General features: G+C 48.9%; 28 protein-coding genes and 1 tRNA gene. 12 read left to right on the top strand and 17 right to left on the bottom strand.

Translation table 11 applies throughout. From position 1 onward, the window contains the following. Window positions 1–13 precede the first annotated feature (13 nt). The 9 genes from QMN38_RS09020 to QMN38_RS08980 all read right to left on the bottom strand — a co-directional run bounded on the left by QMN38_RS09020 (window position 14) and on the right by QMN38_RS08980 (window position 5,144). The gene (locus QMN38_RS09020) at window positions 14–256 is read right to left on the bottom strand and encodes an H-NS family histone-like protein (protein ID WP_123268209.1); all 243 of its coding nucleotides are present in this window, start codon (window positions 254–256) and stop codon (window positions 14–16) included. A 69-nt stretch (window positions 257–325) separates the two neighbouring features. After that, window positions 326–676, bottom strand: a complete 351-nt coding sequence (locus QMN38_RS09015; RefSeq protein ID WP_123268210.1) for a hypothetical protein — start codon at window positions 674–676, stop codon at window positions 326–328. A 39-nt stretch (window positions 677–715) separates the two neighbouring features. After that, the gene (locus tag QMN38_RS09010) at window positions 716–952 is read right to left on the bottom strand and encodes a hypothetical protein (RefSeq protein WP_123268211.1); all 237 of its coding nucleotides are present in this window, start codon (window positions 950–952) and stop codon (window positions 716–718) included. Between the two features lie 49 nt (window positions 953–1,001). Beyond that, entirely contained in the window at window positions 1,002–1,298 is a 297-nt protein-coding gene (locus tag QMN38_RS09005; RefSeq protein WP_016243654.1) for a hypothetical protein, read from the bottom strand. 85 nt (window positions 1,299–1,383) lie between these two features. Next, a complete protein-coding gene (locus QMN38_RS09000; RefSeq protein ID WP_124021545.1) occupies window positions 1,384–1,701 on the bottom strand; it encodes a hypothetical protein in 318 nt (105 codons plus the stop codon). A 19-nt stretch (window positions 1,702–1,720) separates the two neighbouring features. Beyond that, window positions 1,721–1,933 (bottom strand): helix-turn-helix transcriptional regulator, encoded by a 213-nt coding sequence (locus tag QMN38_RS08995; RefSeq protein WP_023302112.1) that lies wholly within the window; start codon window positions 1,931–1,933, stop codon window positions 1,721–1,723. 169 nt (window positions 1,934–2,102) lie between these two features. Next, the gene (locus QMN38_RS08990; protein WP_124021692.1) at window positions 2,103–2,948 is read right to left on the bottom strand and encodes a DUF6387 family protein; all 846 of its coding nucleotides are present in this window, start codon (window positions 2,946–2,948) and stop codon (window positions 2,103–2,105) included. Between the two features lie 336 nt (window positions 2,949–3,284). Next, window positions 3,285–3,372: transfer RNA gene (locus QMN38_RS08985), tRNA-Ser, on the bottom strand. Window positions 3,373–3,515: 143 nt separating this feature from the next. Next, a complete protein-coding gene (locus QMN38_RS08980; protein ID WP_323604859.1) occupies window positions 3,516–5,144 on the bottom strand; it encodes an ABC transporter substrate-binding protein in 1,629 nt (542 codons plus the stop codon). 271 nt (window positions 5,145–5,415) lie between these two features. Here QMN38_RS08980 and yccA point away from each other — a divergent pair, with 271 nt between their 5' ends. Continuing rightward, on the top strand, window positions 5,416–6,075 hold the full coding sequence (gene yccA, locus QMN38_RS08975; protein WP_003035917.1) for an FtsH protease modulator YccA: 660 nt from the start codon (window positions 5,416–5,418) through the stop codon (window positions 6,073–6,075). Window positions 6,076–6,163: 88 nt separating this feature from the next. Then, entirely contained in the window at window positions 6,164–6,493 is a 330-nt protein-coding gene (gene tusE / locus QMN38_RS08970) for a sulfurtransferase TusE (RefSeq protein WP_005123506.1), read from the top strand. Here the strand turns inward: tusE and yccX are convergent. After that, window positions 6,490–6,771 (bottom strand): acylphosphatase, encoded by a 282-nt coding sequence (gene yccX, locus QMN38_RS08965; RefSeq protein WP_137382858.1) that lies wholly within the window; start codon window positions 6,769–6,771, stop codon window positions 6,490–6,492. The two genes, tusE and yccX, sit on opposite strands and share 4 nt — an antisense overlap. 94 nt (window positions 6,772–6,865) lie before the next feature. Between yccX and rlmI the strand changes: the two genes are divergently transcribed. Next, a complete protein-coding gene (gene rlmI, locus QMN38_RS08960; protein ID WP_137382857.1) occupies window positions 6,866–8,056 on the top strand; it encodes a 23S rRNA (cytosine(1962)-C(5))-methyltransferase RlmI in 1,191 nt (396 codons plus the stop codon). A gap of 57 nt (window positions 8,057–8,113) precedes the next feature. Beyond that, complete coding sequence (gene hspQ / locus QMN38_RS08955) at window positions 8,114–8,431, top strand: heat shock protein HspQ (RefSeq protein ID WP_005123508.1); 318 nt, start codon at window positions 8,114–8,116, stop codon at window positions 8,429–8,431. A 74-nt stretch (window positions 8,432–8,505) separates the two neighbouring features. Here the strand turns inward: hspQ and QMN38_RS08950 are convergent, their stop codons facing one another. Continuing rightward, window positions 8,506–8,919, bottom strand: coding sequence for a CoA-binding protein (locus tag QMN38_RS08950; protein WP_271454877.1), 414 nt, complete (start codon window positions 8,917–8,919; stop codon window positions 8,506–8,508). A 173-nt stretch (window positions 8,920–9,092) separates the two neighbouring features. Between QMN38_RS08950 and csgI the strand changes: the two genes are divergently transcribed. Further along, window positions 9,093–9,755, top strand: a complete 663-nt coding sequence (gene csgI / locus QMN38_RS08945; RefSeq protein WP_271442099.1) for a curli synthesis inhibitor — start codon at window positions 9,093–9,095, stop codon at window positions 9,753–9,755. Between the two features lie 93 nt (window positions 9,756–9,848). Next, on the top strand, window positions 9,849–10,307 hold the full coding sequence (mgsA, locus tag QMN38_RS08940) for a methylglyoxal synthase (RefSeq protein WP_137382855.1): 459 nt from the start codon (window positions 9,849–9,851) through the stop codon (window positions 10,305–10,307). Between the two features lie 32 nt (window positions 10,308–10,339). On the opposite strand, the gene helD is transcribed toward mgsA, so the two are convergent. Continuing rightward, window positions 10,340–12,394 carry a DNA helicase IV gene (gene helD, locus QMN38_RS08935; protein ID WP_323604858.1) on the bottom strand — a complete coding sequence of 685 codons (2,055 nt, stop codon included), beginning with the start codon at window positions 12,392–12,394 and terminating at the stop codon, window positions 10,340–10,342. A 125-nt stretch (window positions 12,395–12,519) separates the two neighbouring features. Between helD and QMN38_RS08930 the strand changes: the two genes are divergently transcribed. Both QMN38_RS08930 and yccS read left to right on the top strand, forming a co-directional pair. Continuing rightward, window positions 12,520–12,966 carry a YccF domain-containing protein gene (locus QMN38_RS08930; RefSeq protein WP_005123514.1) on the top strand — a complete coding sequence of 149 codons (447 nt, stop codon included), beginning with the start codon at window positions 12,520–12,522 and terminating at the stop codon, window positions 12,964–12,966. An 18-nt stretch (window positions 12,967–12,984) separates the two neighbouring features. Then, entirely contained in the window at window positions 12,985–15,138 is a 2,154-nt protein-coding gene (yccS, locus tag QMN38_RS08925; RefSeq protein WP_137382853.1) for a YccS family putative transporter, read from the top strand. Here yccS and QMN38_RS08920 read toward each other — a convergent pair. Continuing rightward, a complete protein-coding gene (locus QMN38_RS08920) occupies window positions 15,116–15,730 on the bottom strand; it encodes a TfoX/Sxy family DNA transformation protein (RefSeq protein ID WP_271449335.1) in 615 nt (204 codons plus the stop codon). The genes yccS and QMN38_RS08920 overlap by 23 nt on opposite strands. 216 nt (window positions 15,731–15,946) lie before the next feature. Here QMN38_RS08920 and sulA point away from each other — a divergent pair, with 216 nt between their 5' ends. Further along, window positions 15,947–16,456, top strand: coding sequence for an SOS-induced cell division inhibitor SulA (gene sulA / locus QMN38_RS08915; RefSeq protein ID WP_271442103.1), 510 nt, complete (start codon window positions 15,947–15,949; stop codon window positions 16,454–16,456). Window positions 16,457–16,811: 355 nt separating this feature from the next. After that, the gene (ompA, locus tag QMN38_RS08910; protein WP_048212110.1) at window positions 16,812–17,861 is read left to right on the top strand and encodes a porin OmpA; all 1,050 of its coding nucleotides are present in this window, start codon (window positions 16,812–16,814) and stop codon (window positions 17,859–17,861) included. Window positions 17,862–17,959: 98 nt separating this feature from the next. Here ompA and matP read toward each other — a convergent pair whose 3' ends face one another. Further along, window positions 17,960–18,412: a macrodomain Ter protein MatP gene (matP, locus tag QMN38_RS08905; RefSeq protein WP_005123520.1), complete on the bottom strand. Its 453-nt coding sequence runs from the start codon at window positions 18,410–18,412 to the stop codon at window positions 17,960–17,962. A 185-nt stretch (window positions 18,413–18,597) separates the two neighbouring features. Between matP and QMN38_RS08900 the strand changes: the two genes are divergently transcribed. Then, window positions 18,598–20,358, top strand: a complete 1,761-nt coding sequence (locus QMN38_RS08900; RefSeq protein WP_271457409.1) for a Lon protease family protein — start codon at window positions 18,598–18,600, stop codon at window positions 20,356–20,358. A gap of 68 nt (window positions 20,359–20,426) precedes the next feature. Further along, on the top strand, window positions 20,427–20,945 hold the full coding sequence (gene fabA, locus QMN38_RS08895) for a bifunctional 3-hydroxydecanoyl-ACP dehydratase/trans-2-decenoyl-ACP isomerase (protein WP_003035875.1): 519 nt from the start codon (window positions 20,427–20,429) through the stop codon (window positions 20,943–20,945). Window positions 20,946–21,065: 120 nt separating this feature from the next. Here the strand turns inward: fabA and rmf are convergent, their stop codons facing one another. The 3 genes from rmf to pqiB form a co-directional block, all read right to left on the bottom strand. Beyond that, window positions 21,066–21,233 (bottom strand): ribosome modulation factor, encoded by a 168-nt coding sequence (gene rmf, locus QMN38_RS08890; protein ID WP_003035871.1) that lies wholly within the window; start codon window positions 21,231–21,233, stop codon window positions 21,066–21,068. A 255-nt stretch (window positions 21,234–21,488) separates the two neighbouring features. After that, window positions 21,489–22,052, bottom strand: a complete 564-nt coding sequence (pqiC, locus tag QMN38_RS08885) for a membrane integrity-associated transporter subunit PqiC (protein ID WP_271442105.1) — start codon at window positions 22,050–22,052, stop codon at window positions 21,489–21,491. Beyond that, window positions 22,049–23,689, bottom strand: coding sequence for an intermembrane transport protein PqiB (gene pqiB / locus QMN38_RS08880; RefSeq protein ID WP_137382848.1), 1,641 nt, complete (start codon window positions 23,687–23,689; stop codon window positions 22,049–22,051). The genes pqiC and pqiB overlap by 4 nt, the downstream gene beginning before the upstream one ends. Window position 23,690 lies beyond the last annotated feature (1 nt).

Genomic DNA, 23,690 nt, shown 5'->3' with positions numbered 1-23,690 from the left:
GTCCGGGCTATCATTATTTGAATAAGCATTCCGGCGATACACGGTCACGCTCCATTTTCTCAAGCAACTGTTGTAATCTCTTGACCCTCAATTTCTGCGCTTTTTTCTCACCAATCTCCTGATAGTATTCTTCCCGCCGCTCCGCAACTACTTGGCGGAACTTTTTCAAAAACTGTTCCAGTGTTTTCATATCTGTCGTCGCAGCTTCAGCTTGGATTTTTTTATACATATACATAACATGGAATTCATCAATCATATTGGTTATCTCCGCTTCATTACAGAATTATTTCCCTCTACACGAGGGAATATTCTTCATATTTTAATATCACATCACTGTCATTTTTAACTTCCAATAAACAGGGTCTTGATTTTCATCCTGATTTATATTCTTAAACGCGAGTTCAATGATATGCTCCAGATGCCAATGTAAAATCTCTTCCTTCAAATCATTTTTATCGATATCATATGTATTATTTTTAATAGAGTATTTCATTATCTCACGAGTTATCAATACATCATAAATAACTTCTGAATATTTCCCCCAACTCAAAATCGAGATTGCTGTTTCAGGATCTTTTTCGTAAATAGCATATATCTCATCACAGAACCCTTGTAAGATGTTAGCAATGAGTTCATTTTTTGTTTTATCATAGCTGTTCAATATAATCTCTTTCATCTTTAATCCTTTTGTTATGTTGATAGTTATTAAAAATAATTAGTTGTTATAAACGATATTGATGATAACAGAACCATATTCCAGATCTAACTCATCATACAGTGTCTCATTTACATAACGATTTAAATCATCTAACAAGGTCTTATCATTCATGATTTCTTCGACGGAGCTTCCTCTTAATGCGATAAATATATCCAAGCTCTCTTGGATAAGGTTCATCACTTTAGGTGTTTTCTCACATAACATACTTACGATTACTGTCATATCATTATTCATCTGTTTTTCCTTTTTTTATAGTTAGCCCCTTTCGGGGCAAGATTAGTTCTTACTTTCTAAAGTTTTCTGAATACCCTACCAGCAAGGCTGCTACTTGTTCAAAGTTGACCTGATTAATATCACCACAGTTTCCCTCTTGCGTGGTAAATCTCTCAAAGTTATTCTGAATATGGTCAATCACATAAATAATAAAGGGACTCATAAAATCAGGATCATCCAGATAGTCATTGGCATCTCCATCGCCATTAACTTCCATGAACAGATTCCAGCTTGCTGTAAACGATCTACAAGCAAGATCATAAAACAGTTCTGTTGATTTATTTTCAATAACAGTTTCTTTAGACATACTTATACCCTCATAATTAAATGCTTATTTTATTCATTTCGTTTTATATTAGCCCCTTGCGGGGCCGAATAGATGACGACAGCGATTATGTATGTAAAATATAGTGACTCATCACATGATGTATCTGCCTCAGGTTGACAAGCACTTCATCAAAATATACGTTTTTAATCGATGCTTTATATTTATGTTTTTTCAAGAACTCATTAAAATCTTTCTTACCATTCTCTATTATTGATTTTAAAACACACTCCATATAACCATCGTCTTCAAGGTTATGATAGAATCTTTCCCCCATATACTCATGCATACATCGCAAATAGTAGTCATAGTCTTCCCCGCTTTTCAGAACAAAGTATTTTGTATCATCATTGCTAACATTTATTTCTATTTTTTGCACTTTCATTTTCGCTTCCTCTTTTATGTTATTTATTATTTCTGCGTGAATCGGAAATAGTATTTTCAATCCATGCATCAATCTCACTTTCCACAAAGGCTACAGATCTTGCCCCTATGATTACCTTATCCGGGAATCGTCCTTCCTTGATAAGCTCATACATTGTGGTTCGACTAAATCCGACTCTTCTCAGAACTTCTGGAACACGGATTAATCTTTTACCTGCGATTTCATTTCTCATTTGTTTTTTCCTCTGTTGTTTCAACGAGGACAATAATAGCGAATTCGCTTATGGCGTTTTAGGGATGTTGGCAAAAGAGTTTTTCAAAAAAAATGGGGGTATGTGAACAGAAAAAAAATGGTTGAGGATGGATGTGATCACGTTCGCTCACGGCGAACGTAACCCTTTTTTACTTGTCTTCTTTCGTCTTCTTCTCGTCTTTGACGTGATCTACAATCTTTGTGTCTTTTAAGACATTGTTTTCCATCATGTAATCTTCAAACGATTTCAGATAGTTCTCGTCTGTCAGCAACGCCATTGCCAGCGGATAGTCAGTCACCTTAAGCATTCCCTCATCCCTATCCTTCTCGCTGTTCTCATGCAGCAGCGATGACATCAGTGAAAGTGAGATTTTGGTGTCATTATTATCTGCTCCCCAAAAAATGAGATCCATCATCGGGATGAGTCGATAGTCGATGATTTTTCTCAACGTGCTTTTGCCAAAACGATACTTCCGAACACCCGGATCGTTCATTTTTAGCTGTTTTTTCCATTGGGGTATGAGCACTTTCAGGTGTTCGATGATGTCTTCGGTTGAAGCCTCTTGCAGGAATATATCGACAGTAACTGAGGACAGACTTTTGATACCGGATTCCTTCAGGTACTCCGACATGTATTCAGACTGACTTATCTGGGATGTTTCAGGATGTGTTCCAATCAGTGTTAAACTTTTCGCATATAATTGTGCGTTGCTCCGGGTTACGGGGACCACTGCGTAAGTTCTGGCAAGCCCATGTCCTTGCGTGGACGTGTCGCCGCTAAACAAAATTTCTCCTCTTAGGATCTTATAGCGGTAATCATCCAATAAGAATCTGTTCAAAGGCGGTAACGTATCCCTTCTCAGCAACATCTTGTAGGCCAAGATACGCCGCTCAACCTCAACATAAAATTGCTGTAGGGTGAGTTTCTTTATCGCTTCATACCGTTCAACGTCAAACCATTCTTCCAATACTTTCCTGAGTTCGCTTCGTTTCATTGCTGTGCTGTCCATTTTACCATTTTTAGTTGTTTTAACTGACAGAACAATAGGTTGTCCAGTAATGGCGTAGTTCAGCTGAGCTTATTGCTGGTAGGTTCTTAAGATTGGTGTGAAATCATCCATCGATCACTAAATTTCCAGAGGCTTCCTCTCTCGGATTACTGCTTTTAAAGGATTTAGTTGTATAGGAAGGGATGAAGACTGGATAAGTTTTTTGATGAAAAACAGGGATTTTAGATACAAAAAAAGCCCGTTTACACGGGCTTTTAATGCAATACTTTATGCAGTACAAAATCAGAACTAATACCTAAGCTGTTGATTTTGTTAAGAAATTGGCGGAAGCGTAGAGATTCGAACTCTAGAACCCTTTCGGGTCGCCGGTTTTCAAGACCGGTGCCTTCAACCGCTCGGCCACGCTTCCAATGAGGCGCACTATAAACATCCCGAACGGACCTGTAAAGCACCAATGTGTTCGTTTGCCTGAAAAACAGCCAAAATGTTGTTAATCGACTTAAATAACAACAAATTGACCGTTTATTCAGCACAAATCCGGGATGCTGCTGTTTAATGTTTTTTGATGTACATATCTTTGGTGAAGTAATTCCCGCGGTTATCCGGTGCAAATCCGCCTACCCACGGCTTTACCAGGTGTGTGCGGACATAGTGGTAAACCGGAATAGCGGGTACATCCTCGCCTAACTCGTCTTCCGCCTGCTGGTAATATTTCCCACGTTCTGGCAAAGAACGGGCTTTCGCCGCATTACGCATCGCTTCATCGTAGGCTGGATTACTGTATCGGGTGGTGTTTTCACTATCGCCTGTGCGGAAAATGTTGAGGAAACTCGATGCATCGTCGTAATCCGCTATCCATGCATAACGTACGACGTCAAAATTGCCGGTGTGCATGGTATCCAGCATAGTTTTCCATTCCTGGTTCTGCAGCTTTGCCTCAACGCCAAGATTTTTCTTCCACATTGACGAGGCGGCAATCGCGATTCGCTGATGCGTTTCGAAGGTGTTGTAGAGCAGATTTAAGGTAAGCGGATGCTCAGGACCGTACCCCGCTTCCGCCAGCAGTTTTTTTGCCTCAGCAATGCGTTTGTCGAGTGGCCATGATGCGTAGTCCGGCGCATGTAATTTTACCCCGCCAATTTCAGGCTGGCTGATAACCCACGCCGCACGTTGTCCCTGCCCCATCACCTTTTGTGCGATGATGTCTTTATCCAGCGCCATATTCAACGCCCGACGCACGCGCGGGTCGTTAAACGGCGCACGCGTGGTATTAAACTGATAATAATAGGTTGAAAGCTGTGGTGAGACATGGAGTTCATCACCCATCGTCTTTTTCAATTGAGCGAACTGATTGACCGGAACACTAAAAACAATATCGATTTCCCCGGCTTTGTAACGGTTAACGTCTGCGGCCTCTGAACTGATGGGCAAATACGTCACTTTATTAATGACCGTATGCTGATCGTCCCAGTAATGCGGGTTGCGCACGGCAACAATCCGCTCGTTGACGACCCACTGCGACAACTTATACGCACCACTGCTGACAAAGTGCTCCGGACGAGTCCACTTATCGCCAAAGCGGCCAATCAGTACTTTATCCAGCGGGACCAGTGATGGGTGCGCCAGCATCGCTAAAAATGCCGCTGTCGGCTGCGTCAAGGTAATTTCCAGCGTAGTGTCATTCAGCGCTTTGACCCCAAGCGTAGTGGGATCTTTTTTCCCCTGAGCAATATCAACCGCATTTGCGACATGCATATTGCCCAGATAAGAGGCATAGGGTGAAGTAGTTTGCGGTGAAACCAGTCGCTGCCAGCTCCAGACGACATCCTGTGCAGTAATAGCCGATCCATCTGACCAGGTTATGCCCGGACGTAAATGAAAGGTCCAGACAGTGTTATCTTTATTCTCCCAGGAGGCAGCAAGCCGGGGCGCAATAGTGCCATCCAGGTTTACGGCCACCAGTCCATCGAACATATCGCTGATTAAATTAAACTCAACGTTGCTTTCAACTTTATGCGGATCCAGTGAGGCTGGCTCACTGCCGTTATTTCTGACCAGTTCCTGTTGAGCTGCCAATTCTGTGCCCGCGGGAACTGTCGCAGCGCTCGCCACACCGTTGATAGACATCAAACAGACAGCCAACAGCGTAAATGTAAATACCTTCGATTTATGTTGAGTCATTCCCTTTACCTTATTGCTCTGTTTTATGTTGACACCGCTGTCACTCTTAAAGGCATGTAGGGAATAACGCAATATTTTTCAGTTACCTATCAGATATCGATCTGACATTTTTGCATAAACAGTGGTAACATCTAATCCAGATGCTTTTGCTGAAATAATATGCTTAAGCCCGGCGGGTTAAAATGCGTAAAGATGGGTAAAACCGCTGGGTCGTTACCGGTGATTTCATTATCCTCCATCATTAATTACATCTGTCATAAGAGAGTGACTCATGGATCGTATTATTAGTTCTTCGCGCGATCGTACATCGCTACTCAGCACGCATAAGGTGCTGCGTAATACCTATTTCCTGCTCAGCCTGACGCTGGCGTTTTCAGCGATCACCGCAACAGCCAGTACGGTACTGATGCTGCCGTCTCCGGGTCTGATTCTGACGCTGGTTGGTATGTATGGTCTGATGTTCCTGACCTACAAAACGGCAGATAAACCAGTAGGTATTCTGTCTGCTTTCGCTTTCACCGGTTTCCTGGGTTACATCCTGGGACCGATTCTGAACACTTACCTGTCAGCAGGTATGGGTGACGTGATCGGTATGGCACTGGGTGGTACGGCGCTGGTCTTCTTCAGCTGTTCTGCGTATGTTCTGACCACGCGTAAAGACATGTCCTTCCTCGGCGGTATGCTGATGGCAGGTATCGTGGTAGTGCTGATTGGTATGGTTGCGAATATTTTCCTGCAACTGCCAGCGCTGCATCTGGCGATTAGCGCGGTGTTTATCCTGATTTCTTCAGGTGCCATCCTGTTTGAAACCAGCAACATCATCCGTGGTGGTGAAACCAACTACATCCGTGCAACCGTCAGCCTGTATGTATCGCTGTACAACATCTTCGTCAGCCTGCTGAGCATTCTGGGCTTCGCCAGCCGCGATTAAGATGTCCACACGCATTATCCAGCCCCGCTTATGCGGGGCTTTCTTTTTTGGTAAACTGCCACCAGTTTGACTAACGCAGTGAAGAATTATGTTGATCTTTGAAGGTAAAGAAATCAGTACTGATAGCGAAGGCTATTTAAAAGACACAACCGAATGGAGCGAGCCGCTGGCAGTTGCCATTGCTGAAAACGAAGGCATTACGCTCTCCGCGGAACACTGGGAAGTGGTGCGCTTTGTACGCGAGTTTTATCTGGAATTTAATACCTCTCCCGCTATTCGTATGCTGGTCAAAGCGATGGCCAACAAATTTGGCGAAGAGAAAGGCAACAGCCGTTATCTCTACCGCCTGTTCCCGAAAGGTCCGGCCAAGCAGGCAACCAAAATTGCCGGTCTGCCGAAACCGGTGAAATGTATTTAATAGCGGATACTAAATCCCGTTAACTCTTCGCCAGGCCGATGCGGTTCGCTGAGAACTCTGTCTACCCTGGCGCTACGCGGGCCCCCGGCTTTTAACCACTTCATCAGCTGTTCTACCCGGTCGCTTTCACCGCAGGCGACAACCTCTACGCTGCCGTCATCCATATTCTTCGCGTAGCCAGTCAATCCCAGCCGTTGTGCTTCATGCTGGGTGGTATAGCGAAATCCTACCCCCTGAACCCGGCCATAGACCCAGGCGATTATGCAGACTTTCGACATTGCGGTTCTCCTTATCATCGCGGTGCGCGTTGCAAATACACGTAAAACTCAGGACAATGGCGCCCATTTCTTTGAATTGACAGAATAGTAAATTATGAGTGTACGTTTAGTGTTAGCCAAAGGGCGCGAAAAATCATTACTGCGCCGCCATCCGTGGGTATTTTCCGGTGCCGTCGCACGTATGGAAGGTAAAGCCAACCTCGGTGAGACCATCGATATTGTTGACCATCAGGGTAAATGGTTAGCACGCGGCGCGTACTCACCCGCGTCGCAGATCCGTGCACGCGTCTGGACATTTGACAAGTCTGAATCCATCGATATTGATTTCTTTACCCGCCGTTTGCAACAAGCGCAGAAGTGGCGAGACTGGCTGGCGAAAAAGGACGGGCTGGACAGCTATCGACTGATTGCCGGGGAGTCTGATGGCCTGCCGGGCATCACCATTGACCGTTTCGGTAACTTTCTGGTGCTGCAACTTCTCAGTGCAGGTGCCGAGTATCAACGTGCCGCATTGATTAGCGCCCTGCAGATTGTCTTCCCGGAGTGCGCTATTTATGACCGTAGCGATGTTGCCGTGCGTAAAAAAGAAGGCATGGAACTGACTCAGGGCCCCGTCACGGGTGAACTGCCGCCAGCACTGCTGCCGATTGAAGAGCACGGGATGAAACTGCTGGTTGATATTCAGCACGGACATAAAACCGGTTATTACCTCGATCAGCGTGACAGCCGCCTGGCCACGCGTCGTTATGTGGAAAATCAGCGCGTATTGAACTGTTTCTCCTATACCGGTGGATTCGCCGTCTCTGCATTAATGGGCGGCTGCCGCCAGGTCGTCAGCGTTGATACTTCCCAGGAAGCTCTCGATATCGCCCGCCAGAACGTAGAGCTGAACAAGCTGGATCTGAGCAAAGCCGAGTTTGTGCGTGATGACGTGTTCAAGTTGCTGCGCGCCTATCGCGATCGTGGTGAGAAATTTGATGTTATCGTGATGGACCCGCCGAAGTTTGTCGAAAACAAAAGCCAGTTGATGGGTGCCTGCCGTGGCTATAAAGACATCAATATGCTGGCAATTCAATTGCTGAATCCGGGGGGCGTACTGCTGACATTCTCCTGCTCCGGATTGATGACCACCGATTTATTTCAGAAAATCATCGCCGATGCCGCAATAGATGCCGGGCGTGATGTACAATTTATAGAGCAGTTCCGTCAGGCCGCCGATCACCCTGTGATCGCTACCTACCCGGAAGGGCTGTATCTGAAAGGGTTTGCCTGTCGCATCATGTAACTTGAAAAGTGGAATATTACCCTTACATAGAGGGTATCTATTTCCCGGGAGGTGACTATGATTGCCAGCAAATTCGGTATCGGCCAGCAGGTCCGCCATTCCCTGTTAGGTTACCTCGGAGTGGTCGTGGATATCGACCCGGAATATTCGCTTGATGACCCGTCACCTGATGAGTTGGCGGTAAACGACGAACTTCGCGCCGCTCCCTGGTATCACGTGGTGATGGAAGACGATAATGGCCTGCCAGTACATACGTATCTGGCTGAAGCACAGTTGAGTAGTGAGCTACAAGAAGAACATCCAGAGCAACCGTCGATGGATGAACTGGCACGGACAATCCGTAAACAGCTCCAGGCCCCACGCCTGCGCAACTGACAACATTTCTCCGGCCTACGACAAACACCGTTGTAGGCCGGATATACAATGCGCCATCCGGCAACAGTACAACCTTACTTCGCCAGTCCCAGTCTGGGGATTTCAATCGCCGGGCAACGATCCATTACTACCGCCAGGCCCGCATCGCGCGCCAGCACGGCAGCCTGTTCATTAATCACGCCAAGCTGCATCCACAAGGTCTTCGCGCCAATAGCAATAGCCTCCTGTGCGACTCCCCATGCTGCTTCTGAGTTTCTAAAGACATCCACCATATCCACTTTCTCTGGTACGTCTGCCAGCGTCGCATAGCCCTGCTGCCCCAGCAGCGACTTCCCGGCAACCTTAGGAGACACGGGGATAACGTGATAACCCTGATCAAGTAAATACTTCATTACCCGATAGCTCGGGCGATCGGGTTTATCGCTTGCTCCTACCAGCGCAATCGTACGGGTAGATGTCAAAATGCCAGCAATATCGGTCTCTTTCATCGTATTCCTCCAGGCTGTTTTGCAAAGTGTACGACAAACCTGACGTCGCAACCATTCATCCCATACTGGCGCATGAGAGCTAAACTGGAAAATATGTCTATATGTTAGTAAACATGATTGTCGAAAAATTTAGATACATCTTATGCAGAACATTTTCTGGACAGGAGAACCTTATGAAAACCGGCATTGTGACAGCCCTGATTGCTCTGCTTTTGCCGGTAACCGTTTGTGCGACCTCTTTGCGCCTGTCTAATGATATTGACCTTCTGGTGCTGGACGGAAAAAAGGTGTCCAGCTCTTTACTGCGCGGTGCCGACAGTATTGAGCTGGAGAATGGTCGGCATCAGCTTGTCTTTCGCGTTGAGAAAACGATTCGTCTCTCCAGCCATGAAGAACGTCTGTATATTTCTCCTCCGCTGGTCATCAGTTTTGATACTCAGTTGGTTAGTCAGGTCAATTTTCATCTCCCCCGTCTTAACAACGAACGTGACGCGACGCATTTCGATGACGCTCCCCGTGTGGAACTATTAGATGGCGATTCCATGCCCATTCCGGTCAAGCTGGATATTTTGTCGATTACCTCATCGGCAAAAATCGTGGATTACGAACTCGAGACTGAACGCTATAACAAATCGTCTAAGCACGCTTCACTCCCACAATTTGCCACTATGATGGCAGATGACAGCGCATTGCTCTCGGGAGTCTCTGAACTGGATCGGGTGCCGCCACAGTCGCAAACACTTACCGAACAGCGTTTGAAATACTGGTTTGGGCAGGCCGATGCGCAAACACGAAGTAATTTTCTGCAATGGGCAGAGAAACAGCCGCCCTCGTGACCTTTATGTTCACCTACGCATTTTTTTTGTCTTTCTCTTGCAGCGTCAAGAGCTTCCAGTACTCTGTAGTGAGGTTAACTTGGGAGCTGTACTATGGAACTGACGACTCGCACTTTACCGGCGCGTAAGCATATTGCGCTGGTTGCACATGATCACTGTAAACAGATGCTGATGAGCTGGGTAGAACGCCACCAGCCATTGTTAGAAAAGCATGTCCTCTATGCGACAGGCACGACAGGAAATCTCATTCAACGCGCGACCGGTATGGATGTCAACGCCATGCTCAGCGGTCCAATGGGTGGCGATCAGCAGGTCGGTGCCCTGATCTCTGAAGGGAAAATTGATGTGCTGATCTTCTTCTGGGATCCACTCAACGCCGTGCCTCATGATCCGGATGTTAAAGCCCTTCTGCGCCTGGCCACAGTTTGGAATATTCCGGTTGCCACCAACGTATCTACCGCCGATTTTATTATCCAGTCACCAAACTTCAGCGATGCGACGGACATACTGATCCCGGATTACGCCCGTTATCTGGCAGAGCGCCTCAAATAATCGCCAGACAGGCGGCGGCCGCCGCCTGTTCTTCAGGGTTTTCTCGCTACCGGGACGTCCAGTTGTTTTAGTTCATCAACAAAACAAGATGGCGCGTCTTTATTAAACAGCAACCACACCCGATGCCGGGCACGCGTAAGGGCCACGTAAAGCAACCTTCTCTCTTCTGCATCCGGAAAATCCTCGACCATTGGCAGTAATGCCTCTTCCATAATCGACTCACGGGCCGGGGCCGGAAAACCATCGTTGCCATCATGAAGCCCAACGACAATGACATAATCCGCCTGCTGTCCTTTACTGGCATGAATAGTCATAAAATCCAGCTGTAGTTTGGGCCAGCGGGTCGCTGCTTTCTCAAGACTGGCAGGTTTAAGGTGGTGATATCGCGCCAGCACCAGTATGCGTTCTTCTGCTTTCGCAAAGCCGGATAGCTTATCCAATAGCGCATCCAGCTGACTTTCATCGAGCAGAGTAACGGCTTTTCTGTCGCCAGTTGCCAGGCTATTGAGCGGTTTCTTAAGCTGATGCGGGTTTTGTTGGATAAACCGATTGGCTATCTCGCCAATACGGCTATTAAAACGGTATGTCGTATCCAGATCGCAGCGATCGCCCTCACCAAAGTGTTGCCGGAAGGCAGTAGTCAACGAAAGTTGTGCACCACTGAAACGGTAAATGGCCTGCCAGTCATCGCCCACGGCAAATAGCGTGGTCTGTGAGTTTTGCTTGCGCAATGCGGCTAACAGGGCGGCGCGCTGTGGGGAGATATCCTGAAATTCATCAACCAGGATGTACTTCCAGGGGCTGATAAAGCGCCCTTTCTCCAGAATGACAATCGCCTGATGGATCAATCCTGAAAAATCGACGGCATTCTCTTCTTTCAGAGCGCTTTTCCAGGCCTTGAGCAACGGTGCCATCAGCTTTATACGTTTGCTGAACAGATCGCGGATCGCCTCCGGCGCATTGGCGATCATCTCCGCCTGTGCTCCACCATGCATACGCATCAGGCTAACCCAGCGATCCAGCCGTGAGGCCAGGCGACGCTGTAATTTTTCATCGTCCCAAAAATTGCCTTCTGGCACGGACCACTGCATCTCTTCTTCCAACCACTGTCGCCAGCCTTTAGCCTGTGCTTTTTTCTCGCTGCACTGCTGACGCCATGTGGCGATAAACAGTTTATTTCTGGCGGCAGTATCATTTTCGAGTTTGCTGACTGTCGGGACTTTTTTGCTACCCTGTTGAATAATATGCAACGCCAGTGAATGGAACGTCCGTGCGGTGACGTCTTGCGTCTGCAGCCGTTCGCGAATGCGCTCATCCATTTCCTGAGCGGCTTTGCGACCAAACGCCAGCAGCAGGATTTGTTCAGCAGCCGCTTCTCCCCGCGCCAGCAACCAGCCCGCACGCGCAACCAGAACGGATGTCTTGCCACTTCCTGCACCCGCAAGCACCAATAGCGACTGCTCGCCATTCACCACCGCACGCGCCTGGGCTGGATTCAGCGGTGAGGACTCAATCTTCTGGAAAAACTCGGTATGCTCCGCCAGCATCGCATCGGTATATGCCTGGTTATGCTGCAAACGACACGCTTCAATGTCCTGCAGCCACGCCTGGCACTGATGCAACGCCTCACGACAATGATCAAATTCTTCCAGCCGGTTGACCGGCAGGGGCAACGCGTCAAAAGCACGGCGGATCTGTTGTTGCAATCCGGATGTTTGGCTCCGCGTCAGCCATCTGTTTTCCCCTGTACGCGCGGCAATCGCATCCAACTGTTCCTGTAGCACCCCTGCTGCAACGTCACTCATATCCTGGCTCCACTGTTGCCAGAGCATGCTCAGATGATGATGGAAACGCTGGGTTTCCGCCCATTCAGTGCCGTGAAGGCGTACAACTTTATCATCAGAAAGCACAAATTCCAGTTCGCCCCATACCAGGCCCCTTTTACAATGGATAGCCAGTAACTGATTGAATGGAATAAGATACTCATGACGGTCGCCGGAGACTTTAATGCCGGCATTGAGAATAACGGCCCGATCGTAAGGGTGTTGCGCCAGACGTTTTCCCAGAGAAGTTGCTTTCAGTTCCATAAGACTTACGCGGATCCACACGAAGAGGTTTGCTTATCAGTGTAACCGCCAGAGAAAACGTGCTCCAGCCCAAAAAAACGTTACAATTGCCAAATTCACAGAAAACCAGAGTTAACCGAGGGTTTATGCGTACTGTTCTGAATATTTTAAATTTTGTGCTTGGAGGATTCGCCACCACCTTAGCCTGGTTACTGGCGACGTTAGTCAGTATCGTGCTTATCTTCACACTACCCTTGACCCGCTCCTGCTGGGAAATCACACGCTTGTCGCTGTTCCCCTACGGTAATGAAGCGATTCACGTTGATGAACTCAACCCGGCGGGTAAAAACGTGCTTCTGAATACCGGCGGCACGCTGCTCAATATTTTCTGGCTGATTTTCTTCGGCTGGTGGCTGTGCCTGATGCATATTGTTTCCGGTATTGCCCAGTGCATTACGATTATTGGTATTCCGGTAGGTATTGCGAACTTTAAAATCGCCGCAATTGCACTCTGGCCCGTTGGTCGTCGCGTGGTTTCAGTCGAAGTTGCCCGTGCCGCACGCGAAGCCAACGCGCGTCGTCGCTTTGAATAATCGGAACTGATGGCCTTTATGTTAAGTCCACTGCTTAAACGCTATACCTGGAACAGCACCTGGCTGTACTACGTGCGAATTTTTATCGCACTTTGCGGTACTACGGCGCTGCCGTGGTGGCTGGGTGACGTCAAACTGACCATCCCGCTAACGCTGGGTATGGTTGCTGCCGCGCTGACCGATCTGGACGATCGGCTCGCGGGTCGTCTGCGCAATTTGATCATTACACTGATCTGCTTTTTTATTGCCTCGGCCTCCGTCGAATTGCTCTTCCCCTGGCCGTGGCTTTTCGCGATTGGATTAACGCTTTCCACCAGCGGCTTTATTTTGCTGGGAGGCTTAGGTCAGCGTTATGCGACCATCGCTTTTGGTGCATTACTGATCGCCATTTACACCATGCTGGGCACATCACTTTACGATCAGTGGTACCAGCAACCGATCCTGCTGCTTGCTGGCGCCATCTGGTATAACCTTCTGACGCTTATCGGTCACCTTCTGTTCCCGATTCGTCCACTGCAGGACAATCTGGCGCGCAGCTACGAACAGCTGGCACACTACCTGGAGCTGAAATCCCGCCTTTTTGATCCCGACATCGAAGACGAAAGCCAGGCCCCCTTGTATGACTTAGCGCTGGCCAATGGGCAACTGATGGCGACGTTGAACCAAACAAAAATATCATTACTGACCCGTCTGCGCGGTGACCGTGGACAGCGAGGAACCCGCCGCACACTGCATTACTATTTTGTCGCACAGGATATTCACGAACGCGCAAGTTCCTCACATATTCAGTACCAGACGCTACGCGACCATTTCCGTCACAGCGATGTGATGTTTCGTTTCCAGCGATTAATGTCGATGCAGGGACAAGCCTGTACACAACTGTCTCGCTGCATTTTGCTACGCACCCCTTACCAGCACGATCCACACTTTGAGCGCGTCTTTACACATATCGATGCCGCCCTTGAGCGCATGCGTGCAAGCGGTGCCCCTGCAGATCTGCTCAATACGCTGGGATTCTTACTATCAAATCTGCGGGCTATCGATGCGCAACTCGCCACCATTGAGTCTGAGCAGGCTCAGGTACTCTCGCGCAATGAGTCAGAAAATCAGCTTGCCGATGATAGTCCGCATGGATTCAGTGATATCTGGCTGCGTCTGAGTCGCAATTTTACGCCGGAGTCGGCGCTGTTTCGTCACGCGGTTCGCATGTCGCTGGTGCTCTGCGTCGGGTACGCCATTATCCAGATAACGGGTATGAACCATGGCTACTGGATCCTGCTGACCAGCCTGTTTGTCTGCCAGCCCAACTACAACGCCACACGACATCGTCTGGCGTTAAGGATTATCGGCACATTAGTTGGGATAGCGATTGGGTTGCCCATCCTGTGGTTCGTCCCATCTCTGGAAGGGCAATTAATACTGCTGGTGATCACTGGCGTGCTCTTTTTCGCTTTCCGCAATGTTCAGTACGCGCATGCAACAATGTTTATCACGTTGCTCGTATTGCTGTGCTTTAACCTGCTTGGAGAAGGGTTTGAAGTCGCACTGCCGCGCGTCATCGATACGCTGATAGGTTGTGCCATCGCATGGGCAGCCGTCAGTTTCATCTGGCCAGACTGGCGTTTTCGCAACCTGCCACGGGTGATTGAACGGGCGACCGATGCAAACTGTCGTTACCTTGACGCCATTCTCGAACAATATCATCAGGGGCGAGACAATCGTCTGGCATACCGTATTGCACGCCGTGATGCGCATAATCGTGATGCGGAGCTGGCATCCGTGGTGTCGAATATGTCGAGTGAACCGGATGTCACCGCCCAAACGCGCGAAACGGCATTCCGCTTGCTGTGCCTCAACCATACCTTTACCAGTTATATCTCAGCGCTGGGCGCACACCGTGAACAGTTAACTAACCCGGACGTTCTGGCATTACTGGACGACGCCGTTTGCTATGTTGATGATGCACTGCACCATCAACCCGCTGACGAGCAGCGCGTATACCAGGCGCTTGAAGGACTGAAGCAACGGATTCAGCATCTTGAACCACGCCCGGACAGTAAAGAACCGCTGGTCGTACAGCAAGTTGGCCTATTGATAGCACTACTACCAGAAATCAGACGATTACAGCAGCAAATTGCCGCATTGCCGTCTAGTACACCGGTTCAGGCGTAAGAGAACTCACCCACTCCACAAGCTCCTGGCGACGAATCGCCGGGAGCGCCGCCTCATGAATCCCCCCAATCGCGCCTTCAAGGGCATAGAGTATTTTCACCGTCAGGGCGGGATTAACCTGTCGCAGTTTCAACCAGCACATTTTTGCCCCCAACATGCGTAATGTGCTTTCATCTTTTATACCTGCTTCATTCAGCAGAGTTTCCAGATGAAATGTCATGTTCGGCAGTCCACGCAGGCGATGCTGTGCAAAACGACTTTGTTTTTCTTTTAACGCCGCATCCAGTGAATACCGTGATAGCGACACCAGTTGTTGCTGGTTTTGCCACAGCGTATCGTTCACCTGATAATAATTGAGCACCACCGGACGTCCACGTTTTATAAATGTCAGCCAGACAGGGGAATGTTTTACACAGTACGGCGCGCTCTGTTCACAGGCCCGAAGATATAACTCGCCACTGGCGACCATAGCAAATACCGTGTCGTCAACTGTCAGGCTATAACCACCAAACAGCGATCGATAACGAATAGTCCCCAATGACGCCAGATATTCTTGTGATTTATAGATCCTTGCATAAGAAAGTTTTTTCATAAAAATCCTTTTAAATCATAACGTAATAAAATGATTTGCAGTAGCGGATCCGTTAATGACGAAAATAGGCAACTTATTCGCAAGGGGCAAGATGAATTTTGTTTTTCCCATAACAACAACCAAAAACTGCGAACCTGTTTCAGAAAATAAGGTTGATCTTTGGTGATAGCAGGGTTACTGTATATCCATACAGTAACTCACAGGGCTGGATTGATTATGTACACTTCAGGCTACGCAAATCGTTCTTCGTCGTTCTCTTCCGCATCAAGCAAAATTGCGCGCGTGTCGTCAGAGCACACTACCGCTGGGCTTATCAGTGAAGTGGTCTATCGCGAGGACCAGCCCATGATGACGCAACTCCTGCTTCTTCCTCTGCTTCAGCAATTAGGTCAGCAGTCGCGCTGGCAGCTCTGGCTGACGCCTCAGCAAAAACTGAGCCGCGAGTGGGTGCAGTCGGCCGGGCTCCCATTGACGAAAGTCATGCAAATTAGCCAACTCTCTCCCTGCCATACGCTGGAATCAATGGTCCGTGCGCTGCGCACAGGGAATTACAGTGTGGTTATCGGCTGGCTGACGGAAGAATTAACAGAAGATGAACATGCAGAACTGGTAAAAGCGGCAGATGAGGGAAACGCAATGGGATTTATCATGCGTCCTGTACGCGCTCAGACACTTGCGGGGAGACACCATTCCGGGCTAAAAATTCACTCGAATTTGTATCATTGAGTAAAATTAGGAATTATCCTGGAATTTTTTTTCACCCTCAAATTCAGCTTTGAGCTTTAACACATTTTTTGTGAGAACGCCTGTGTGAAGCGGTTTCCGCGATAGTGGCTGTACAATTAATCATCCATAAATGTTAAATATTGTGTATACAAGCCTTTTTTTTTCATATGCCTGACGGAGTTCACACTTGTAAGTTTTCGAGTACGTTGTAGACTTTACATCGCCAGGGGTGCTCGGCTTAAGCCGCAGATATCGGTAGAGTAACTATTGAACTGGTCCCCGGGTGAAGGATTTAACCGTGTTATCTCTCTGGAGATATTCATGGCGAATTTTGGATGATAACGAGGCGCATAAAATGAAAAAGACAGCTATCGCAATTGCAGTGGCACTGGCTGGTTTCGCTACCGTGGCGCAGGCCGCTCCGAAAGATAACACCTGGTATACTGGTGCTAAACTGGGTTGGTCCCAGTTCCATGACATCGGCAACAATCAGATCAACAACAACGGACCGACCCACGAAAGCCAACTGGGTGCTGGTGCGTTCGGTGGTTACCAGGTTAACCCGTACGTTGGTTTTGAAATGGGTTACGACTGGTTAGGTCGTATGCCGTACAAAGGCAACACTGAAAATGGCGCATTCAAAGCTCAGGGCGTTCAGCTGACCGCTAAACTGGGTTACCCAATCACTGACGATCTGGACGTTTATACCCGTCTGGGTGGTATGGTTTGGCGTGCAGATGCTAAAAACAACGACGGCTTCAAAGACCACGACACTGGTGTATCCCCAGTATTCGCTGGCGGCGTAGAGTATGCAATTACTCCTGAAATCGCTACCCGTCTGGAATACCAGTGGACTAACAACATCGGTGACGCGAACACCGTTGGTGGTCGTCCAGACAACGGTCTGTTGAGCGTTGGTGTTTCTTACCGTTTCGGCCAGCAGGAAGAAGCAGCTCCGGTAGTTGCTCCGGCTCCGGCTCCGGCTCCAGAAGTACAGACCAAACACTTCACTCTGAAGTCTGACGTTCTGTTCAACTTCAACAAAGCGACTCTGAAACCAGAAGGCCAGCAGGCTCTGGATCAGATGTACAGCCAGCTGAGCAACCTGGATCCGAAAGACGGTTCCGTCGTTGTTCTGGGCTTCACTGACCGCATCGGTTCTGACGCTTACAACCAGGGTCTGTCTGAGAAACGTGCTCAGTCCGTTGTTGATTACCTGATCTCTAAAGGTATCCCTTCTGACAAAATCTCCGCACGTGGTATGGGCGAATCCAACCCGGTTACTGGCAACACCTGTGACAACGTGAAAGCTCGCGCTGCACTGATCGACTGCCTGGCTCCGGATCGTCGTGTTGAGATCGAAGTTAAAGGTATCAAAGACGTTGTAACTCAGCCTCAGGCTTAAGTTATCGTCTTATAAAAAAACCCCGCCAGGCGGGGTTTTTTTTTACCTGCATATCATTCAAAAACACAGGTACGCTCCATATTGACGTTACCCGTACCCTACTCTTTACCCAGTAACGCCTGAAGATCCTGCTTCAATGTCGACATCTTGTTCGCATACTTTTCTTTATGCTCCGCATCTTCAATCAACTGCACAATCGTTTCTGAGAGCGTTTTACCACGTCGCTGCGCAAGCCCGGCTAAACGCTGCCAGACCATAAACTCCAGATCGATCGATTTCTTACGCGTATGTTGATGTTCTGCATTAAAGTGCCGCTTACGCCTCGCCCGGATCGTTTGCTTCATGCGATTGAGCAGTGCTGGGTTCATGTATTCTTCAATCCAGGCGTTGACCCGAACCGGTTCATTTTCGAGGGTTAGCAACAAATCAACGGCTTCTTTGGCAGCACTGGCTTCCACATAGCGGGTAATCAACTCCCCCTCGCGATGCTTCTTCACCAGGTACTTCCATTTCCATCCGCTTTCAAGATTTTCAAGTTGTTGATATTTCATTGCGATCTCAATGTTACCGTGTAACTCTTATCAGAATATCAGCTTTTTGGGCATCTGAAGAAAAGAATATCCAGCCTGTGAACTGTCGCGCGTCATCACATCCGTTTAGCGGTGCTTTCCACGTGTGCAGTGCTGATGGTTACGGTATAATCTCGTTTTTTACAACAGACTAAAAAACATCAACTTTGACCATTACGAAACTTGCATGGCGTGATCTGGTTCCTGATACCGACAGCTATCAGGAAATATTTGCACAGCCGCACGTCACTGACGACACCGATACCTTACTCAGTGATACTCAGCCACGTTTACAATTCGCGCTAGAGCAGCTTCTTCAGCACTGGGCTACGTCCTCGTTTATGCTGGTGAAAGCGCCCGAAGAGCTGGAGTATCTCAATCTTATTGCAACGGCTGCACGTACCTTGCATACGGATGCCGATAGGTTAACCGGGGGGCATTACGATGTATCCGGCCACACTATTCGTTACCGCGCAGCGGAGAAAGCAGACGACAACTTTGCAACGTTAACTCAGGTGGTTAATGCGGACTGGGTTGAGGCCGAACAGCTGTTTGGCTGTCTGCGCCAGTTCAATGGCGAAATTACGCTGCAACCGGGACTGGTCCATCAGGCCAACGGCGGTGTGCTGGTTATCTCATTGCGCACACTTTTGGCTCAGCCGTTGTTGTGGATGCGCCTGAAAGCCATTGTCAGCCACGAGCGTTTTGACTGGGTAGCCTTTGACGAGTCTCGCCCCCTGCCAGTCTCCGTCCCTTCTATGCCGCTTAAACTGAAAGTGGTGTTGGTCGGCGAACGTGAATCGCTGGCAGACTTCCAGGAAATGGAACCAGAACTGGCAGAACAGGCTATCTACAGCGAATTTGAGGATAACTTGCAGATAGTGGATGCCGAAACCATGACACAGTGGTGTCAGTGGGTAACGCATACTGCCCGACGCAACAATCTGCCCTATCCCGCTGCCGATGCATGGCAGGTTCTCATCCGCGAAGCCGTTCGCTATACCGGCGAACAGGACACGCTGCCGCTTAATCCGCTATGGATCACTCGCCAGTTCAAAGAAGTGTCCCCTCTTTGCGACGGTGATACCTGCACTGCGGAGCAATTGAGTCTGATGCTTGCTCAACGTGAGTGGCGAGAAGGATTCCTCTCTGAACGGATGCAGGATGAGATCCTGCAAGAGCAGATCCTCATTGAAACGGAAGGCGAGCGTATTGGGCAAATAAACGCCCTGTCGGTGATTGAATTTCCAGGTCATCCCCGCGCGTTTGGTGAACCTTCACGTATCAGTTGCGTCGTGCATATTGGCGATGGCGAATTTACCGATATTGAACGTAAAGCAGAGTTGGGCGGAAATATTCATGCCAAAGGTATGATGATTATGCAGGCGTTCCTGATGTCGGAACTCCAGCTTGAACAACAAATACCGTTCTCTGCCTCTCTGACATTTGAGCAATCATACAGTGAAGTAGACGGTGACAGCGCCTCAATGGCAGAACTGTGTGCGCTGATCAGCGCCCTCGCTGACGTTCCTGTCAATCAAAGCATCGCGATAACCGGTTCTGTCGATCAGTTTGGTCGTGCTCAACCTGTCGGCGGTCTGAATGAGAAAATTGAAGGCTTCTTTGCCATCTGCCAGCAGCGTGAATTAACGGGGACTCAGGGGGTGATTATCCCTACAGCCAACGTCAGACATCTGAGCCTGCCACCCGCACTGCTGCAGGCAGTTGAAGAAGAAAAATTCACTATCTGGGCAGTAGACGACGTAACCGATGCGCTGCCACTGCTATTAAATTTGGTGTGGGATGGCGAAGGTCAGACGACGCTGATGCAAACTATCCAGGAGCGTATTGCTGCGGCAACGCAACAGGAAGGCCGTCATCGTTTTCCATGGCCGCTACGTTGGCTGAATTGGATTATTCCGAACTGATCGGACTTGTTCAGCGTACACGTGTTAGCTATCCTGCGTGCTTCAATAAAATAAGGCTTACAGAGAACATGGTAGATAAACGCGAATCCTATACAAAAGAAGACCTTCTTGCCTCTGGTCGCGGTGAGCTGTTTGGTGCTAAAGGCCCACAACTGCCTGCACCAAGCATGCTGATGATGGATCGTGTCATCAAGATGACCGAAACCGGCGGCAACTTTGACAAAGGTTATGTGGAAGCTGAACTGGACATCAACCCGGACCTGTGGTTCTTCGGATGCCATTTTATCGGCGATCCGGTAATGCCAGGTTGCCTGGGTCTGGATGCCATGTGGCAGCTGGTTGGATTCTATCTCGGCTGGTTGGGCGGCGAAGGTAAAGGCCGTGCGCTGGGCGTGGGCGAAGTGAAATTCACAGGTCAGGTTCTGCCGACCGCGAAGAAAGTCACCTACCGCATTCACTTCAAACGCATCGTTAACCGCCGCCTGATCATGGGTCTGGCTGATGGTGAAGTGCTGGTTGATGGTCGTCTGATCTACACCGCAAATGATCTGAAAGTGGGTCTGTTCCAGGACACCTCGGCGTTCTAATTGCAGACATCTGTAGATCTGGTGTGCGACATGGCCTAATGACCACGTACGTTAATTCGCCGGTCTACAAAAGGCGAAACCTCCGCTCTGCGGAGGTTTCTTTTATCTAAAGAGACAGAATCAGGCCATTAAAACCCTATCCCCCATGGCTTCTCGCCAGCCTCCCAGCCAGTATGACCTCTGATTCAGCGTCTGATAGGGACACATTTCTTTTGAGCGTCCGGCAATGCCGGCCTGATATCCACGTTGATGTGCCCGTTCCAGGCGATCTCGTTTTTGTCTCTTCATGCCTCGTTTCCCTCATTTTTGGGTCTGGTGGAAAAGAAAACAGTGATTACTAAGTGTGCAATCACACTAAACGAATACCCCTAAACATCAGGCTCGTCAATGCGCAAAATTCACGCCAGTGTCATATTTGTGAGCTAGCTGGTAAATCATTTGTACAAAAATTCTCTGTCAGAACAGCTACCTCAACCACTAAAAAAATAAAAAAACCGCCTCTGGCGATGAGCCTGAGGCGGCATAATTTACAATTATTTAAGCTTATGGAATGCGTTTCAGCTCTTGTGCGATTGCCGTCGCTTCCTGACTCCAGGCGATGGCCAGAACTTTCACCATTTCATCGTAGCCATCCTGCGTCTGTACAACTTCGATATGGAACGGACGCTTGATTAATTGCCCCTGGTGATTAAGCAACCATTCACCGCTGACAATCACTTTGCCATCGTAACGTCCGTGAAAGCCTGTCACCGTCACGTTAAGCGTATCCTGGGTGCTTCCCAACGGCTGAGATGCAACCACCCAGCCAGGAAGTTGCATACTGAGATTTGCGACAAGGGTATTACGCAACTGCTGATCCAGTGGGCTGGCCCAGAGATTGTTATTCGCTATCACATACTTCACGTCGCTGGTCTGGTACACCACACCATTCCCCGCCAGGTAATCAGGTACTGCAACCTGTTCAACCCACAGCAGGCGGTTGCCCTGATTAGCTGAACTTTGTACCCCCCCTTGCGCAATGGGGAGCTGATAATAGCTTTTATTCTCTCCGCTGGAGCTACATGACGTCAGCCAGACCGCCATCATCACCACTAGCCACTTTTTCATTGTTTCGCCCTCTTCGGCTCTGGATCTTTTTTGTCCTTCGCTTCAAACACCAGCGCGTTACTCTTGTCGTTCAGCGTTTTCAGAACCGGCTGCAGCTCACGCAGTACCTGATCAAGACGCTGCATATCTGCCACCATCTTGTTGTAGGCCGCAGAACCCGGCTGGAAGCCCTGCATGCTGCGATTCAGTTCACGCAACGTATTCTGCATATCCGCAGGAAGCTGCTGCATCGACTGGCTGGACGTGATCTTATTCATGTTATCCAGCGTAGTTTGCAGATGCTTCATCGTGCGCTGGCTTTCCGACAGCGTATTGGTTGCCTGCTCAATCATCGGGTTCAGCGGTAGACTATTAATCTTATCCAACGCTTCCATCAGACGCTGCTGAATCTGCGCCAGACCGCCGCTCACTGTCGGAATAATTTGATAACCATTAAACTCGCGCACTCCTGTAATTGGCGGCTCTTTCGGGTAAAAGTCGAGATCGACATACAGCGCGCCGGTCACCAGGTTCCCCGTCTTCAATGACCCTCTCAGTCCACGTTTGAGCAACTCAGCAAGATGAGCCCCCACATCGGTGTCTTCACCCAACTGCGCTTTCAGCCGTTCAGGTTCGATACGCACCAGAACAGGAATGCGGTAATCGTTGTTAAATACCTGGCGCATATTTGGCGCAAAGAAAGGCACTTTACTTACGGTACCCAGGCGTATGCCACGGAACTCCAACGGCGCCCCCGGTTGCAGACCACGAATTGAGTCCTTGAAGAACATCAGGTAATCAATGTGATCGGTATACAAGGAATCCTGAATACTTTTTTGATCGTCATACAGATTAAAAGAGGAGTGCTGTTCAACCGGTTGGCCTTGTTCCAGCCCTTCCGGTACGTCAAAGCTGACTCCGCCGCCAAACAGCGTGGTGAGCGAGCCCATTTCCACTCGCATACCCGCCGAAGTGAGATCGACGGCAATACCGCTGTCCTTCCAGAAACGGACATTACTGGTTACCAGTCGATCGTTTGGCGCATTGATGAAAAGCTGGTAACTGATCGTACGTTTTTGCGCATCAAACGTACTGGTCTCAACCGAGCCCACGCGATATCCACGGAACAGAACCGGGTCACCCGGACTCAATTGTCCTGCTTTTTTACTGTCCAGGATCACGCGGATCCCTTTTGCATCAGGCGGTGCCAGCGGTGGAGAATCGAGCAATTGGTAATTTTCCAGCTTGCTGCCTTTATTACCGGGTTGCAGCTCAATATATGCCCCGGACAACAGCGTTCCCAGGCCACTGATACCTTCACGTCCCACTTGCGGCTTCACCACCCAAAAGACCGAATCTTTATGCAGCAGCTTTTCCATCCCGGAATTGAGACGTGCTTTAATTTCCACATGGGTCAAATCATCCGTCAGGGTAGCGCTTTCAACCACGCCGACATCCACACTACGGCTTTTAATCGTCGTTTTACCCCCTTCAATACCTTCGGCATTGGTCGTAATCAACGTGACTTCCGGCCCCTGATGGCTGTAGTGGTAAAACAGAACCCATGCGCCAATGAGTGCAGTGACGATCGGAAATATCCACACGGGCGACCAGTTTTTTACCTTCTGCACTTTGGCTTCCCCACTTTTAGATTCCATG

The organism is Citrobacter sp. R-1.5.2, from assembly GCF_035064245.1.
Classification (GTDB): domain Bacteria; phylum Pseudomonadota; class Gammaproteobacteria; order Enterobacterales; family Enterobacteriaceae; genus Citrobacter.
Note: the sequence above shows the minus strand (reverse complement) of the source record. Positions and strands in the feature narration are given on the sequence as shown.